The sequence below is a fragment of the Actinomadura nitritigenes genome, from assembly GCF_017573545.1.
Taxonomy (GTDB): Bacteria; Actinomycetota; Actinomycetes; order Streptosporangiales; family Streptosporangiaceae; genus Spirillospora; species Spirillospora nitritigenes.
Map to the genome: position 1 here is coordinate 14,718 of NZ_JAGEOK010000003.1, position 15,551 is coordinate 30,268.

Consider the following 15,551-nt stretch of genomic DNA (forward strand, 5'->3'; position numbering starts at 1 on the left):
CCCCCGGTCGTCAGGGCTGGACCGGGACGCCGCCGCGCCACACGCGCAGGGCGCGCAGGCCGAACGCCCACGCGAACGCGCCCTCGTGGTCAGCGTCCCACAGCACGATGTCGGCGAGCATGCCCGGGGCGAGGGAGCCGCGGTCGCCGACGCGCAGGGCGGCGGCCCCGCCGAGGGTGGCGGCGCGCAGCGCCTCGGTGACGCTCAGCCCGAACATCGCGACGGACAGGCCGATGACCAGCGGCATCGAGGTGATGCCGCACTGGCCCGGGTTGTGGTCGGTGCCGAGCGCGACGGTGACGCCGCGGTCGAGCATCTGCCGGACGGGCGCCGGGGCGCGGCTGCTGTTGAGGGCGCTGCCCGGGCAGACGGTGGCGGTGACGCCGGCGTGCGCGAGGGCCTTGATGTCGTCGTCGTTGGCCTGGGTGAGCAGGTCGGCGGACGCGCAGCCGACCTCGGCGGCGACCTGTGCCGCGCCGATGCGCTCGTTGGCGCAGGCGTGCATGCGGGCCTTGAGCCCGGCGCGCTTGCCCGTGAGCAGGAGGGCGCGGGCCTCCTCGGCGGTGAAGTGGCCCTCGTCGCAGTAGACGTCGATCGAGTCGGCGCCGGCCACGGCGGCGTCGCCGGCCCACAGGCGGACGGCCTCGATGTAGTCGCGGCGGCGGCCGAAGAACTCCGGCGGGAGGATGTGGGCGGCGAGGAACGTCGCGTGGATGCGCGGCATGGACGGCTCGCCCTCCAGCGACCGCAGCATCCGGATGTCGGCGAGCTCCCCGTCGCGGGTGAGGTGGTAGCCGGTCTTGGCCTCGACGGTGGTGGTCCCGGCGAGGATCCACTGGCGCAGCCGTTCCCGGACGCCGTTGCACAGCGTCCACGGGTCGGTGCCGCGGGTCACGGTGACGGTGGAGTTGACGCCCCCGCCCGCCGCCGCGATGGCCGAGTGCGAGGAGCCGCTGGTGCGCATGGCGAGCTCGGCCCACCGGTTGCCCGCGTAGACGGGGTGGGAGTGGGCGTCGATGAGGCCGGGGGTGACCAGGCCGCCGCCGAGGTTCTCCACGTGGTCCACGTCGACGATGTCGTCGATGATCCCCGGGACGCTCTGCGGGAGGTCCGAGGCGGGACCGGCCCAGACGATCCGGTCGTCGTGGATCAGCACGGCGGCGTTGCTGCAGACGTCGGTGCCCGTCCAGAGCCTGCCGATGTTCGTCAACAGCCGTACCGTCATAGGGTCACCGACCTGCTTGGGACGACGCGCCGCCGGGCGCGGTACCGGACGCTCTGTGGGCAAGGAGCAGGGAGGGAGGGAGCGGGCCGCCTGCACGCCGTCCGGTGTTCGCACCTGCCATCGATGGGGCCACCTGCTCTCGATCCGAAACGCCGACTGGGTGCCGGCGATTCACCGTTGGAGGGTCGGGTGATCGGGCGACCACCACTGGCAACGAGACCGGAGATATCGGTTTCGTCACGGTAGTGCACTGAAGGCCCGCCCGACAAGCTCTGAGCGGGCCCGGCCGGGCGACCGGACACGACCCGCACGCTCGTCCGTGCGCCTCGTAATGCGCGTTCGCAGCCCATCGACAGCCATCACCCGCCCCCTAGCCCTTCGACCGTACGGATTTCAACTGAACCGTCAAGCCGATTGGGGAACCTGTCACCGTTCGGCGACCAGGATCCGCCCGGGAACGATATTCGGACGGGCCCGGACCGCCCTTTCGGACGGCCCGAGCCCGGGCGAACGCGTGCGGTCGGGAGACCGGCGCGGTCAGACGATCTGCGCCGCGATCTCGTACCGGGACAGCTCGCCCGCGACGTCCTCGGGGACGCGCGCGTGCAGCAGCGTGCCCTCGGCGACGTGCTCCTGCTTGAGCACCTCGCCGCGGTCGTGCACCCGCGCGACCAGGTCGCCGCGCTCGTACGGCACCAGCGCGCGCAGCTCGGCCTCCAGGCCCGGCAGGTCGGCCTCGATGGCCTCCCGCAGGTCGTCCATGCCGAACCCGGTGCGGGCGGAGACGACGACGCTGTGCGGTTCGCGCCGCTGGAGGCGGGCGATGGCCAGGTCGTCGGCGGCGTCCGCCTTGTTGATCACGATGATCTCGGGGATCGCGTCGGCGCCGATCTCGCGGAGCACCTCACGGACGGCGTCGATCTGCGCCTCGGGGTCGGCGTCGGAGCCGTCCACGACGTGCAGGATCAGCCCGGCGTCGGTGACCTCCTCCAGCGTCGAGCGGAACGCCTCGACGAGCTGGTGGGGCAGGTGCCGGACGAACCCGACGGTGTCGGCGAGGGTGTAGGCGCGCCCGCCCGGCGTCTCGGCCCGCCGGACGGTGGGGTCGAGGGTGGCGAACAGCGCGTTCTCCACCAGCACTCCGGCGCCGGTGAGCCGGTTCAGCAGGGACGACTTGCCGGCGTTGGTGTAGCCGGCGATGGCGACGGCGGGCACCTCGTTGCGGCGCCGCTCGCCGCGCTTGGTGTCGCGGGCCTTGGACATCTCGGCGATCTGCCGGCGCAGCTTGGCCATCCGGGTGCGGATCCGCCGCCGGTCCAGCTCGATCTTGGTCTCACCGGGGCCGCGGCCGCCGATGCCGACGCCGCCGGCGGCGCGCCCGCCGACCTGCCGGGACAGGTTGCCGCCCCAGCCGCGCAGGCGCGGCAGCAGGTAGTTGAGCTGCGCGAGCTCGACCTGCGCCTTGCCCTCGCGGCTCTTGGCGTGCTGGGCGAAGATGTCGAGGATCAGCGCGGTCCGGTCGATGACCTTGACCTGGACGGTCTCCTCCAGGTGCCGCAGCTGGCTGGGCGCCAGCTCGCCGTCGCAGATGACGGTGTCGGCGCCGGTCGAGATGACGACGTCGCGCAGCTCGGCGGCCTTGCCGGAGCCGATGTAGGTGGCCGGGTCGGGCCGGGACCGGCGCTGGACGAGCCCCTCGAGCACCTGGGAGCCCGCGGTCTCGGCGAGCAGCGCCAGTTCGCGCAGCGAGTTCTCGGCGTCGGCCGCGGTGCCCTCCGTCCACACGCCGACGAGGACGACCCGCTCCAGCCGCAGGGCGCGGTACTCGACCTCGGTGACGTCGGTGAGCTCGGTGGACAGTCCCGCGACGCGGCGCAGTGCCCGCCGGTCCTCGAGGTCGAGCTCGCCGGTCAAGGGCTCGGCGTCGATCTCGTCGTAGGTCCGGTCTTCGTGGGTCTGGTCTGCAGAGAAAGGAAGAGTCATATGTCCTCGGTAGAACGCCGCGGCGCGGCCGTGTCTTCCCGGGGATCGTCTCACGGGCCGTCGTCGCGGGTCACGCGGTTATCAGGTGCGTACCCGCCGCGCGCGCGGGGAGGTCAACGGCACGGCCGGAGCGGCGCCCCCGCTTTGACCGGGCTCTGTACCGCCGAGTAGCGTTACTCCGTAAGACAGAAGTGGAATTTCACCATACGAAAGGGCGAGCAGATGGCCGAACTGGAAGGTGTCGAGGTCAACGGGCCTCTCGGGGAGCGGTACGAGGAGATCCTGACGCCCGAGGCGCTCGGCCTGCTCGCCGCACTGCAGCGTGAACTGGGCGCCCGCCGCAAGGAGCTGCTGGCGGCCCGCGCGGAGCGGCAGCGCGAGCTGTCCGGGGGCGGGACGCTGGACTTCCTGCCCGAGACCGCGTCCGTCCGCGAGGACCCGACCTGGCGGGTCGCCGACCCGGCGCCGGGCCTTGAGGACCGCCGCGTCGAGATCACCGGCCCGACGGACCGGAAGATGACCATCAACGCGCTCAACTCGGGCGCGAAGGTGTGGCTGGCCGACTTCGAGGACGCCAACACCCCGCTGTGGAACAACATGATCGAGGGGCAGCTGAACCTGCGCGACGCCCTCGACCGCACCATCGACTTCACCGACGCCAAGTCCGGCAAGTCCTACGCGCTCAAGGACGACGCCGAGCTGGCCACCATCGTGGTCCGCCCGCGCGGCTGGCACATGGAGGAGAAGCACCTCCTCGTCGACGGCGAGCCGATGTCGGGGTCGCTGTTCGACTTCGGCCTGTACCTCTTCCACTGCGGCCGCCGGCAGTTGGACAAGGGCAAGGGCCCGTACTTCTACCTGCCGAAGATGGAGGGCCACCTCGAGGCGCGGCTGTGGAACGACGCCTTCAACCTCGCCCAGGACGCCCTGGGGATCCCGCGCGGCACCGTCCGCGCCACCGTGCTGATCGAGACGATCCCGGCCGCGTTCGAGATGGAGGAGATCCTCTACGAGCTGCGCGACCACTCCGCGGGCCTGAACGCCGGCCGCTGGGACTACCTGTTCTCGGTGATCAAGAAGTTCCGGGACCGCGGCGCCGACTTCGTGCTGCCCGAGCGCAACGCGATCACGATGACCGCGCCGTTCATGCGCGCCTACACCGAGCTGCTGGTCCGCACCTGCCACAAGCGCGGCGCGCACGCCATCGGCGGCATGGCCGCGTTCATCCCGTCCCGCAAGGACGAGGCGGTCAACAAGGTCGCGCTGGAGAAGGTCCGGGCCGACAAGACCCGCGAGTCCGGCGACGGCTTCGACGGCTCCTGGGTCGCCCACCCCGACCTCGTCCCGGTCTGCCGCGAGGTCTTCGACGGCGTGCTGGGCGACAAGCCCAACCAGCGCGACCGGCTCCGCGAGGACGTCAGCGTCTCCGCCGCCGACCTGCTCAACGTCAAGGCCACCCCCGGCGACATCACCGAGGCCGGCCTGCGCAACAACATCGACGTCGCCCTGCGCTACCTGGCCACCTGGCTCAACGGCTCCGGCGCCGTCGCCATCCACAACCTCATGGAGGACGCCGCCACCGCGGAGATCTCCCGCTCCCAGGTGTGGCAGTGGATCTACAACGGCGTCTCCACCACCGAGGGCAAGAAGATCACCAAGGAGTGGGTCGAGCAGCTCCTGGACGAGGAGCTGGCCAAGATCCGCGCCGAGCTCGGCGACGCCTACAACGAGCCGCGCTACGACCAGGCCGTGACCCTCTTCAAGGAGGTCACGCTCGCCGACGAGTACTCCGAGTTCCTCACCACCCCCGCCTACCAGCAGTTCCCGTGATCTGACAGAGGATCGGGCCGCCCGGACCGGGCGGTCCGATCTTGCCGTCCGCACGGGACCCGGAGGATGGTGGAGGGGATGGAACCGGTACTCAAGGCGCTGGCCCTGCGCCTGGACGCGCTGCTCGGACCCGATCGGGTCATCACCGACCCGGTGCGGCTGCGCACGTACGAATGCGACGGCCTCACCAACCACCGTTCGACGCCCGGGATCGTCGTGCTGCCCGACACCGCCGAGGAGATCGCGGCGATCGTGCGCGCCTGCGCGGAGGCGGGCGTGCCCTACGTGGCGCGCGGGTCCGGGACGGGCCTGTCGGGCGGCGCGCTCCCCCGCGCGGACGGGGTGCTGATCGTCACGTCCCGGATGCGGCGGATCCTGGAGATCGACATCCCGGGGCAGCGGGCCGTGGTCGAGCCCGGTGTGATCAACCTGGACGTGACCCGCGCGGTGCGCCCGTACGGGTACTACTTCGCGCCCGACCCGTCCAGCCAGCAGATCTGCTCGGTCGGCGGGAACGTGGCGGAGAACTCCGGCGGCGCGCACTGCCTGAAGTACGGCTTCACCGCCCACCACGTGCTCGCCTGCGAGGTCGTGACGCCGGACGGCGAGCTGGTGGAGCTGGCGGCGGACGGGCCCGGCTACGACCTGCTCGGCGTGTTCGTCGGGGCGGAGGGCACGCTCGGCATCACGACCAGGATCACGGTGCGGCTGACCCGGGTACCGGAGACCGTGCAGACGCTGCTGGCGGCGTTCGGCTCGATCGAGGCGGGCGGGACGGCCGTCTCGGCGATCATCGGCGCCGGGATGGTGCCGGCGGCGATCGAGATGATGGACGCGCTGTCCATCGAGGCGGCGGAGGCGGCGGTGCGCTGCGAGTACCCGCCGGGCGCCGGCGCGGTGCTGATCGTGGAGCTGGACGGCCCGGACGCGGAGGTCGCCGCGCAGTTCGCCGAGGTGGAGCGGCTGTGCCGGGACGCGGGCGCGTTCGAGATCCGGATCGCCGCGGACGACGCGGAGCGCGCTCTGATCTGGAAGGGCCGCAAGTCGGCGTTCGCGGCGGTCGGCCGGATCAGCCCCGCCTACCTCGTCCAGGACGGCGTGATCCCGCGCACCGCGCTGCCGCAGGTGCTGGCGCGGATCGACGCGCTGTCGGCCGAGTCGGGCGTGCGGGTGGCGAACGTGTTCCACGCCGGGGACGGCAACCTGCACCCGCTGGTGCTCTTCGACGACGCCGAGCCGGGCGCCGCCGAGCGCGCCGAGGAGGTGTCGGGCGCGATCCTCGACCTGTGCATCGAGCACGGCGGGTCCATCACCGGCGAGCACGGCGTCGGCGTCGACAAGTCCCTCTACATGCCGCGGATGTTCACCGACGCCGACCTGGACACGATGCAGATGGTCCGCTGCGGGTTCGATCCCGCCGGACTGTGCAACCCGGGAAAGGTGTTCCCCACGCCGCGGCTGTGCGGCGAGGTCCCGGGCGTGCGCAAGGGCCCGCACCCGTACGAGGGAAAGGCGGACATCTTCTGATGCGGCCGTTGGAGGCTCTGGCGAAGGTCTGCGGCGACGTCCGCGCCGGTGAGCCCGAGGAGGGCGTGCTGGGCGTGCAGCCCGCGCTGGTGGCGGCGCCCGCGTCCGCCGCGGAGGCCGCGGAGGTGATGCGCGTCGCCGCCGAGCGGGGCCTGTCCGTGGTCCCGCGCGGCGCCGAGACGCGGCTGGACTGGGGGACGCCCCCGGAACGCTGCGATCTGCTGGTGGACACGCACCGGCTGGACAGGCTGGTCGAGCACGCCGCCGGCGACCTCGTCGCCACCGCCGAGGCCGGGCTCCCGCTGGAGACGCTGGCCGAGCGGCTCGCGGAGAAGGGGCAGCGGCTGTCCCTGGACGTCCCGCTGCCCGGCTCCACGGTCGGCGGGACGATCGCCACCGGGGCCGCCGGCCCGCTCCGGACGCTGTTCGGGACGCCGCGCAACCTCGTCATCGGGCTCACGATCGTCCGGGCGGACGGGAAGATCGCACGTTCCGGCGGCAAGGTCGTCAAGAACGTCGCGGGCTACGACCTCGGGCGGCTGTTCTCCGGCTCGTACGGCACCCTCGGGCTCATCGTGGAGGCGACGTTCCGCCTGCATCCGGTGCCGGCCGCCACGGCGTGGGTCACGCGCCGGGTCGCCGGCCCGGACGAGGCGCACGAGGCCGTCCAGGCCGTCCTGCACTCCCCTGCGGCTCCGAGCGCCCTCGAATTCATCGGTCCCGGGACGGTCGCGGCGCTGCTTGAAGGCGTCCCGGACGGTGTCGCCGCGCGCGCTGGGCAGCTCGTCGGGCTCCTCGGCGGCGACGCCCAGGTCACCGGGGACGCGCCGGACGGCTGGGGCCTGTACCCGGACGGCACCACCCTCATCGAGGTGACCGCACCACCGCCGTCCCTCCGCGACCTGGTCGGCCTCGTCGACGGCCTACGGCCCGGCGTGGCGATGGCATGGAGCGGCAGCGGGCACGGTCAGATCGGTCTCCCTTCCGGCACCCCGTCCGAGGAGGTGGCCGCGGTACTGGGCGCGCTGCGCGACGTCCTGAGCCGGCACAAGGGCGGCGCCGTCGTCCGCTACGCGCCGCAGGAGGTCCGCGGCGAGATCGACCTGTGGGGGCCCGTGCCGGCCCTCTCCCTCATGCGCCGGGTGAAGGACCAGTTCGATCCCGATCACCGGCTGTCCCCCGGCCGCTTCGTGGGAGGAATCTAGATGAGCGCCCAGGACGACCTCCCGAAGCTCCTCGGCGACTGCGTGCACTGCGGTTTCTGCCTGCCGACGTGCCCGACGTACGTGCTGTGGGGCGAGGAGATGGACTCCCCGCGCGGCCGCATCCACCTCATGCAGCAGCACGTCGAGGGCGCGCCCCTCAACGCGCCGATGGTGCAGCACTTCGACCAGTGCCTGGGATGCATGGCGTGCGTGACGGCATGCCCGTCGGGCGTGCAGTACGACCGGCTCATCGAGACCACCCGGGCGGAGGTGGAACGCGAGCATCCCCGTTCGCTGAAGGAGCGGGCCATACGCGAGGCCATCTTCCGCCTGTTCCCGTACAGGCGTCGGCTCCGCGCGCTGCGCGGCCCGCTGCGCGCCTACCAGAAGTCGGGTCTGGACCGCCTGGTGCGGCGCAGCGGCGTGCTGGAACGCATCTCGCCGTCCATCGCGGCGATGGAGCGTCTCGCGCCGCCGCTGGGGAAGGCGCCCCGCCTGCCCGAGTTCGTCGCCGCGCGCGGGGAGCGCCGCGCGACGGTCGGGATGCTGACGGGCTGCGTCCAGGGCGAGTTCTTCCCCGGCGTCAACGCGGCCACCGCGCGCGTCCTGGCGCTGGAGGGCTGCGACGTGGTCATCCCCGGGGACCAGGGCTGCTGCGGGGCGCTGTCGCTGCACTCCGGCCGCGAGGACGAGGCCCGCGCGTTCGCCCGCCGGACGGTCGAGACCTTCGAGTCCGCCGACGTCATCGTGGTGAACTCGGCGGGCTGCGGCTCGGCGATGAAGGAGTACCGGGCGCTGCTCGCCGACGACCCGGCCTGGGCGGCGCGCGCCGAGGCGCTGTCGGCCAGGACCAGGGACCTCGCCGAGTTCCTCGTGGAGCTCGGGCCCCGCGCGGAACGGCGGCCACTTCCGGTCACCCTCGCCTACCACGACGCGTGCCACCTGTCCCATGCGCAGGGCGTCCGCGCCCAGCCGCGGGCCCTGCTGGCCGGGATCCCCGAGCTGACCGTCGTGGAGATAGCCGAGCCGGACCTCTGCTGCGGGTCCGCCGGCACCTACAATCTCCTCCAGCCGGAGGCCGCCTCCGCTCTGGGCGACCGCAAGGCGGTGAACGTGGACGCCACCGGAGCCGAACTACTCGTCGCCGCCAACCCCGGCTGCTCCATGCAGATCGCCACCGCGCTGCAACGCCGCGGCGCCCCCATCGCGGTCGCGCACACCGCGCAGGTGCTGGACGCCTCGCTGCGCGGGCTCGGCCGCGACGCCCTTGTCGGACGCACTTCGTAAGGCCCTGACCAGGTGGTTCCGCCGCTTCCCCGGCGAGGGAGGCCCGGCCGCCGTCGTTCCGGCCGTCCTGTATCGTGTCTGGCCCCTGCAGGCAGGACGCCCTTACCGGGCACGAAACAGGCCCGAGGGAGCACGAGGAACGTGTCGAACAGCTACCACTCACACCGACGAAGAAGGAAGAGCGCCGCGGGCCGGCTGGGCCTCGCCGGCGCCGTCACGGGCGTCGTCGGCATCGCCGCCGTCGCCGCCGGGATCGTCTACTTCCGCCCGGACGGCGACGCGGGCGGCGGCCGTCCGTCGCTCGCCAGCCAGGGCGAGACCGGGGTGCAGAGCACCGCGCCGCTGCCGAAGACCGGGCCGCCCGTCAACTTCACCACCCCCGAGGGGTACGGCTACGGCCTCGCCGCGGTGAAGGCCGGGACGGACCGGCAGCCGCTGGGCGCGACCGAGGCGCCGCCGTCCGGCACGACGTACGCCTACGCCGACTACGTCCTCACCAACAGCCAGCGCAGGCCTGTCCTGCTGGACTTCCCCGCGGACCTGTTCATGCCGAAGTCGCAGGTCCCCGCCGACGCGCAGGACCGCTGCATGCCGCAGCCGGGCATCCCCGACGACCTGTGCACCCTCCCCAACCACAGCAAGATCACCGCCCGGCTCGGCGGGTCGAAGGCGCCGGTCGACGACGACGGCGACCAGATGATGCCCGCGGGCGCCACCTACCTGGTGCGGATCGCGACCGACCTGCCGGTGAAGGACGGCCTGCCCGCCGGCGACCTGAAGATGTACGTGTGGAACGCCCGCTACACCAGCGACCGCAAGGGCGTCGAGATCGCCTTCCCCTAGCCCGGGCGCCCCGGGTCAGCCCGGGCTCGTGAAGCCGATGTCCTGGTATCCGGGCTCGTAGAAGCCGCGGGCGCCGATGTTGGCCAGGTCGGCGCGGACCGCGACGATCTGGGGCCGCTGGTACAGGGGAAGGACGACGGCCTGCCGCCAGACCAGCCGGTCCGCCTCGTTCACAAGGGCGTGAATCCTCGCAGGATCGACCTCCGCGATCGCGCGGTCCATGGCCGCGTCGATGGCGGCCGTTCCCGTGCGCGAATAGTTCTGCTGGATCCGGCCCCCGCGCGGCCGGGCGAAGACCGCTTTCATGGGCGACACCGGGAACGACGTGCCCAGCCAGGAGAACGGGACGATGTCGAAGTTCCCGGGGGTGACGTAGTGGTCGAACACGTCGTCGGCGGGGACGGCGTCGATGTCGACCCGTACGCCGACGCGCCGCAGTAGCGCGCGCGTGAGCTCCCCCTCCTGCTCGCTGATCGGCACGCCGGACGGGATGACGAATCGCAGCGCGAGCGTCCGGCCGCCCTTCTGCCGGTACCGTCCGTGCCGGGCCCAGCCCGCCTGGTCCAGGAGCCGCCGCGCGGCCGCCGGGTCGTAGCCGCCCAGTTCCGCCGAGTCGTCCTGGTAGCCGTCCTGCGTGTTGACGTAGAAGTGGTTGCCGAGCGTCTGGATCGGCACGCCCAGCCCGGACAGGTCGGAGCGGGCGATGGCGCGGCGGTCGATGCCGAGCATGACGGCGCGCCGCACCCGCGGGTCGGACAGGATCGGCCCGGCCGCGTTGAACGTGAAGTGCCGCCAGTCGGGGCCGCCCGCCCTCCGCACGGCGGCCCCCGGGACGGCCTCGGCGCGGTGCAGGGCGCCCGCGTCCAGGCCGACGTCCATCAGGTCGATCTCGTTGGCGGCGAACGCCCCGGGCATCGCGCTGGTGTCCATCGCCCGGTAGACGATCCGGTCGAGCTTGGCGGGCGGACCCCACCATCCGGGGTCGCGCACCATCGTGACCGTCTTGGCCGTCTGGTCGATGCGCCCGAGCCTGAACGGGCCCGCCGTGACCGGCATGCGGTCGATCCAGCCCGTGTTGAACGCGGCGGGCGTCGAGTAGGCCACCGCCGGATAGAGCGGGCTGAACAGGCTCCGCCAGTCCGCGTACGTCCCCGCGAAGGTCACCTCGACGGTGTGAGGGTCCGCTCCTTGCTCGACGCTCTGGATCTGCTTGTAGCCGGTGACGGTGGAGACCTCGTAGCGCGGGTCGCGACCGGACAGCGCGCGCGCCTGCGCCGCGAAGTCGCGATAGCCGAGAGGCCGGCCGTCGGACCAGCGCGCGTCGGGGTTGAGCCGGTAGGTGACGACCTGCCCGCGCCCGCTGCGCCGCAACTCGGCCGAGCGGAGGTACTCGGGCACCGGATGCGGGACGGCCTTCTCGTCGGCGCGCATGAGGTGGGGCAGCGCGCCCTGGATCACCTGCTCGACCGATCCCTTCGTCCCGTTGACGTCGTTGAAGTTCCACTGCGAGGGGAACTCGGGGAGCGGCCAGCGCAGCGTGCCGCCGTTGCGGACGTGGTCGCGCGGGACCCGGTTGACGTCCGTCGCGGGCAGCCGCCCGGCCGCGCGGGTCGTCGCCTCCCCCGGTCCCGGGCCGCCGCATCCGCCGGCGGCCGTGGTCGCGGCGAGCAGGAGCAGGGCGCCCAGCAGGCGTCTCACCGGCCGGCTCCGGCCTCGACGAGGGGGTGATGGCAGGCGGCCCATTGGTCGCTCTCTCGGTCGTTGCTCATGGGACGGGGCAGGGGGTCGTGCTCCTCGCATCGGCGGGCGTCCGCCTCGTCCAGCACCGTGTACCGGGGGCAGCGCGAGCGGAACCGGCAACCCGGCGGCGGGGCCGTGGGGTCGGGCGGGTCCCCGCGCAGGGGGACGCGCCGTCGGCGGCGTTCCAGGCGCGGATCCGGCAGCGGCACCGCGTCGAGCAGCGCGCGCGTGTAGGGGTGGGCGGGCCTTCCGTACACCTCGTCCACGGAGCCGATCTCCACGATGCGCCCCATGTACATGACGGCGACGCGGTCGGCGATGCGGTGCACGACCGCCAGATCGTGCGCCACGAACAGGTACGCGATGCCGAGCCGGGCGCGCAGCCCTTCGAGCAGGTCCATGACGCCCGCCTGCACCGACACGTCCAGCGCCGCCACGGGCTCGTCCAGCAGCAGGAGCCGCGGCTCCAGCGCGAGCGCCCGTGCGATGCCGACGCGCTGACGCTGCCCGCCCGACAGCCCGTGCGGGTACCGCCGGGCATGGACCGGCTCCAGCCCCACCAGTTCCAGCAGCTCCCGGACGCGCCCGCCCCGCGCGCGCACGCCGTGCACGGCGAGCGGCTCCGCGATGATGTCGGCGACGCGCATCCGGGGATCGAGGGACGTGAACGGGTCCTGGAAGACGACCTGGACGTCGCGCCGCAGCGCCTTGCGGCGGGACGGGCGCAGCGCGGCGGTGTCCTGCCCGAGCACGGCGACGCGTCCGCCCTGCGGGCGCGCCAGCCGCAGGATCTCCATCAGCGCCGTCGTCTTCCCGCAGCCCGACTCCCCGACGAGCGCGAGCGTCTCGGCCTCCCGGACGTCGAACCCGATGCCGTCCACGGCGTGCACGGTGCCCGCACGCCGCCTGAACAGCGTCCCCCGGTACAGCGGATGGTGCCGGACCAGGCCGTCCACCTCCAGGACGACGGGACGCTCGCGCCGGGGCGGACGGGCGGGCGGCGGCACCGCGTCGGGCAGCGGGAACACCGCGTCGGGATCGGCGGTCGCCTCGGTGTTGACGCACGCGGCCGTGTGCCCCGACGGCCCGACCAGGACGGGCTCCGGATCGTGGTCGCCGCACGCGTCCACCGCGACGGGACACCGAGGGAGGAACGCGCACCCGCCGCCCGGCGCGGGCGCCGGAGCCGGCGCCCCGTCGATCGCCGCGGGACGGGCGCCCCCGGTCCCCATCCGCGGCAGCGACTGCAGCAGCCCGATCGTGTACGGCATCCGCGGGCGCCGGTAGACCTCCTCCACCGGCCCCGACTCCACCGCCCGGCCCGCGTACATCACCATGATCCGGTCGGCGAACCCGGCGACGACCCCGAGGTCGTGGGTGATCAGCACGATCGCGGCGCCGGTGGCCTCCTTCGCGGCCTTCAGCACGTCCAGGACCTGCGCCTGCACGGTCACGTCCAGCGCCGTCGTCGGCTCGTCCGCGACGATCGCGACCGGGTCGTTGGCGATCGCCATCGCGATCATCACGCGCTGCCGCATGCCGCCGGAGAACTCGTGCGGGTGGGCGCGCGCCCGGCGCGCCGCCCCGGGGATGCCGACGAGGTCGAGCAGCTCCACGGCCCGGGCCCGCGCCGCCGCCCGCGTGGCGCCCGAGTGGACGCGCACGGCCTCGGCGATCTGGTCGCCGACCGGATGGACGGGCGTCAGCGCCGACAGCGGATCCTGGAACACCATCGCGAGGTCCTTGCCGCGGACCCGGGACAGCTCGGCGTCGGACCGTCCGACGAGTTCCTCGCCGCGCAGCCGGACCGAGCCCGTCACGCGCGCGTCCGGCGGCAGCAGCCCCACCATCGCCAGCGCCAGCGCGGTCTTGCCCGACCCGGACTCGCCGACGACACCGAGGACCTCGCCCGCGCCGACGTCGAAGCCCACGCCGCGGACCGCGTGCACGCCGGGCGCGTACCGGACCGCCAGATCCCGCACCGCGAGGACCGTCACCGGCCACCTCGCCGCGGCCCGGCCTCCGGGTCCAGGACGTCGCGCAGCCCGTCCCCCAGCAGGTTCACCGCCAGGACGATCAGCACGAGCATCGCCGCGGCGGCCGCGAACGGCCACGGGAAGGCGGTCGCGGCGCCCTGGCCCTCCGCGACCAGCGTGCCCAGCGAGACGTCCGGCGGACGCACGCCGAACCCGAGGCAGGACAGCCCGCTCTCGGCGATGACCGCGACGCTGACGTTCACGCTCGCGTCCACGACCAGCAGCGACGCCAGGTGCGGCAGCACGTGCCGGACGATCACCCGCACCGGGCCCGCGCCGAGGAACCGGGCGGCGAGCACGTACTCGCGCTCGCGCAGCGAGGCCGTCATGCCCCGCACCGCCCGCGCGGTGATCATCCACAGGACCGCCGCGAGCAGCGGCACCAGCGCGCCGCCGCCGAGCGCCGGCGCCAGCACGGCGACGAGCAGGAACGACGGCAGGACGAGCAGCAGGTCGGTGCCCCACATCAGGATCCGGTCGAGCCGCCCGCCGGCGAACCCGGCGACGGTGCCGACCAGCCCCGCGAGCCCGGTCGACAGCACGGCCGCGGACAGGCCGATGACCAGCGAACGCCGGGTGCCGCGCAGGGTGAGGGCGAGGACGTCCCGGCCGCTCGGCGTGGTGCCGAGCCAGTGCCGCGCGGACGGCCCCTGCCGGAACGCGGTGAAGTCGGTGTCGTCCCAGCCCCAGCGGGACAGCAGCGGCGCGCCGAACGCGACCGCGAGCAGCGCCGCGAGCAGGACCAGCCCCGCGACGGCCCGCCTGCTGCGCGCGAGCCGGCGCGGCAGCGAGGGCGGGTCGGGGGGAGGCGGCGCGGCGGCGGCCGGCGCCCCGGGCGCCGTGCGGGGGGCGAGTCCGGTGGTCATGAGGCCGCCCCGGTCCGGACGCGGGGGTCGAGGGCCCCGTGCAGGACGTCCGACGCCAGCCCGGCGGACAGGACCCCGCACGCCGCGAGGCAGCTGATCGCGGCGACCACGTTGACGTCGCCCCGCGAGACCGCCTCGACCAGCCATTCGCCCATGCCGTGCCAGCCGAACGCCTGCTCGCAGAACATGCCGCCCAGCACCAGGAACCCGAACGAGTAGGCGAAGTAGGTGGTCATCGGTATCAGCGCGGTCCGCAGGCCGTACCGCAGGAGGGCCGTGCGGCGGCGCAGCCCCTTCGCCCGGGCCGTGCGCACGAAGTCCGCGTGCAGGACGTCCAGCATCAGGCCGCGCTGGTAGCGGCTGTAGAAGGCGACCTGCGCCGTGGCGATGGTGACGGTGGGGAGGAACAGGTGCCGCACATGGTCCGCGAGTCCGCCGAGCGCGCCGAACGTCCCGTAGGCCGCTCCCGGAGTGGTCTCCCCCACCCAGGCGAACAGGTGCATCCCCATCGCGTCGTTGGCCTTGGCCGCGACGATCTGCAGCAGCACCGCCAGCACGAACACGGGCACGGCCAGCAGCAGGTACGAGCCGAACGTGATGAAACGGTCCGCCGCACATCCCTGCCGTATCGCCGCGTAGGCGCCCAGCAGGACTCCCAGGGCCGACCCCAGGAACGCGCCCGGGGACAGCAGCCGCAGGCTCACTCCCAGCCGCCGCCACAGCTCCGCGTTGACGGGCTGTCCCTCCCACGTGCGGCCGAAGTCGCCGTGCAGGACGCCCGCGGCCCAGGTGCCGTACCGCACGGTCAGGGGCGTTCGGTCGTTCAGGTTGAGCCGGGTGAGCCGCGCGTCCACGACCGACTCCGGCGGGCGGGGCGCCCGGTCGTCGAAGTTGGACCGGGGGTCGAGCGCGGCCGCGGCGAGCAGGTAGGCAAGGCTCGTGGCCGCCACGACCAGCACCGCGTAGTTCGCGAGCCGCCGCAGCAGGAACGCCGCCATGTCCCTCCTCC

General features: G+C 73.5%; 11 protein-coding genes. 5 read left to right on the top strand and 6 right to left on the bottom strand.

Annotated elements, in window-relative coordinates; all coding sequences use genetic code 11:
* Positions 1-10 precede the first annotated feature (10 nt).
* Positions 11-1,225, bottom strand: a complete 1,215-nt coding sequence (gene hutI / locus J4557_RS04535; RefSeq protein WP_173099701.1) for an imidazolonepropionase — start codon at positions 1,223-1,225, stop codon at positions 11-13.
* A 537-nt stretch (positions 1,226-1,762) separates the two neighbouring features.
* The gene (gene hflX / locus J4557_RS04540) at positions 1,763-3,208 is read right to left on the bottom strand and encodes a GTPase HflX (protein WP_208265080.1); all 1,446 of its coding nucleotides are present in this window, start codon (positions 3,206-3,208) and stop codon (positions 1,763-1,765) included.
* A gap of 222 nt (positions 3,209-3,430) precedes the next feature.
* On the opposite strand from hflX, the gene aceB reads away from it, so the two are divergent.
* From aceB to J4557_RS04565, 5 genes are all read left to right on the top strand, one after another.
* Complete coding sequence (gene aceB / locus J4557_RS04545; RefSeq protein ID WP_208265081.1) at positions 3,431-5,038, top strand: malate synthase A; 1,608 nt, start codon at positions 3,431-3,433, stop codon at positions 5,036-5,038.
* A 78-nt stretch (positions 5,039-5,116) separates the two neighbouring features.
* Positions 5,117-6,565: an FAD-linked oxidase C-terminal domain-containing protein gene (locus J4557_RS04550; RefSeq protein ID WP_208265082.1), complete on the top strand. Its 1,449-nt coding sequence runs from the start codon at positions 5,117-5,119 to the stop codon at positions 6,563-6,565.
* Positions 6,565-7,770 (top strand): FAD-binding oxidoreductase, encoded by a 1,206-nt coding sequence (locus J4557_RS04555; RefSeq protein ID WP_208265083.1) that lies wholly within the window; start codon positions 6,565-6,567, stop codon positions 7,768-7,770. Before J4557_RS04550 ends, J4557_RS04555 begins: the two co-directional genes overlap by 1 nt.
* Positions 7,771-9,057 carry a (Fe-S)-binding protein gene (locus tag J4557_RS04560; RefSeq protein ID WP_208265084.1) on the top strand — a complete coding sequence of 429 codons (1,287 nt, stop codon included), beginning with the start codon at positions 7,771-7,773 and terminating at the stop codon, positions 9,055-9,057. It abuts the gene before it with no gap.
* Positions 9,058-9,198: 141 nt separating this feature from the next.
* Positions 9,199-9,900, top strand: a complete 702-nt coding sequence (locus tag J4557_RS04565) for a hypothetical protein (protein ID WP_208265085.1) — start codon at positions 9,199-9,201, stop codon at positions 9,898-9,900.
* A gap of 15 nt (positions 9,901-9,915) precedes the next feature.
* Here the strand turns inward: J4557_RS04565 and J4557_RS04570 are convergent, their stop codons facing one another.
* Genes J4557_RS04570 through J4557_RS04585 form a run of 4 tightly spaced genes read right to left on the bottom strand, consistent with a single transcriptional unit; the run spans position 9,916 to position 15,540 of the window.
* Positions 9,916-11,598: an ABC transporter family substrate-binding protein gene (locus J4557_RS04570; RefSeq protein ID WP_307799396.1), complete on the bottom strand. Its 1,683-nt coding sequence runs from the start codon at positions 11,596-11,598 to the stop codon at positions 9,916-9,918.
* The gene (locus J4557_RS04575; protein WP_208265087.1) at positions 11,595-13,637 is read right to left on the bottom strand and encodes a dipeptide ABC transporter ATP-binding protein; all 2,043 of its coding nucleotides are present in this window, start codon (positions 13,635-13,637) and stop codon (positions 11,595-11,597) included. Before J4557_RS04575 ends, J4557_RS04570 begins: the two co-directional genes overlap by 4 nt.
* Positions 13,634-14,542 (bottom strand): ABC transporter permease, encoded by a 909-nt coding sequence (locus J4557_RS04580; RefSeq protein ID WP_208265088.1) that lies wholly within the window; start codon positions 14,540-14,542, stop codon positions 13,634-13,636. The genes J4557_RS04575 and J4557_RS04580 overlap by 4 nt, the downstream gene beginning before the upstream one ends.
* The gene (locus J4557_RS04585) at positions 14,539-15,540 is read right to left on the bottom strand and encodes an ABC transporter permease (RefSeq protein WP_208265089.1); all 1,002 of its coding nucleotides are present in this window, start codon (positions 15,538-15,540) and stop codon (positions 14,539-14,541) included. Before J4557_RS04585 ends, J4557_RS04580 begins: the two co-directional genes overlap by 4 nt.
* Between the last annotated feature and the right edge of the window lie 11 nt (positions 15,541-15,551).

What these genes read in the sequence shown, in the direction of transcription:
- J4557_RS04585 (WP_208265089.1), bottom strand. Translation starts at nt 15,540, where the DNA reads ATGGCGGCGTTCCTGCTGCGGCGGCTCGCGAACTACGCGGTGCTGGTC.
- J4557_RS04555 (WP_208265083.1), top strand. Translation starts at nt 6,565, where the DNA reads ATGCGGCCGTTGGAGGCTCTGGCGAAGGTCTGCGGCGACGTCCGCGCC.
- J4557_RS04560 (WP_208265084.1), top strand. Translation starts at nt 7,771, where the DNA reads ATGAGCGCCCAGGACGACCTCCCGAAGCTCCTCGGCGACTGCGTGCAC.
- hflX (WP_208265080.1), bottom strand. Translation starts at nt 3,208, where the DNA reads ATGACTCTTCCTTTCTCTGCAGACCAGACCCACGAAGACCGGACCTAC.
- J4557_RS04580 (WP_208265088.1), bottom strand. Translation starts at nt 14,542, where the DNA reads ATGACCACCGGACTCGCCCCCCGCACGGCGCCCGGGGCGCCGGCCGCC.
- hutI (WP_173099701.1), bottom strand. Translation starts at nt 1,225, where the DNA reads ATGACGGTACGGCTGTTGACGAACATCGGCAGGCTCTGGACGGGCACC.
- J4557_RS04550 (WP_208265082.1), top strand. Translation starts at nt 5,117, where the DNA reads ATGGAACCGGTACTCAAGGCGCTGGCCCTGCGCCTGGACGCGCTGCTC.
- aceB (WP_208265081.1), top strand. Translation starts at nt 3,431, where the DNA reads ATGGCCGAACTGGAAGGTGTCGAGGTCAACGGGCCTCTCGGGGAGCGG.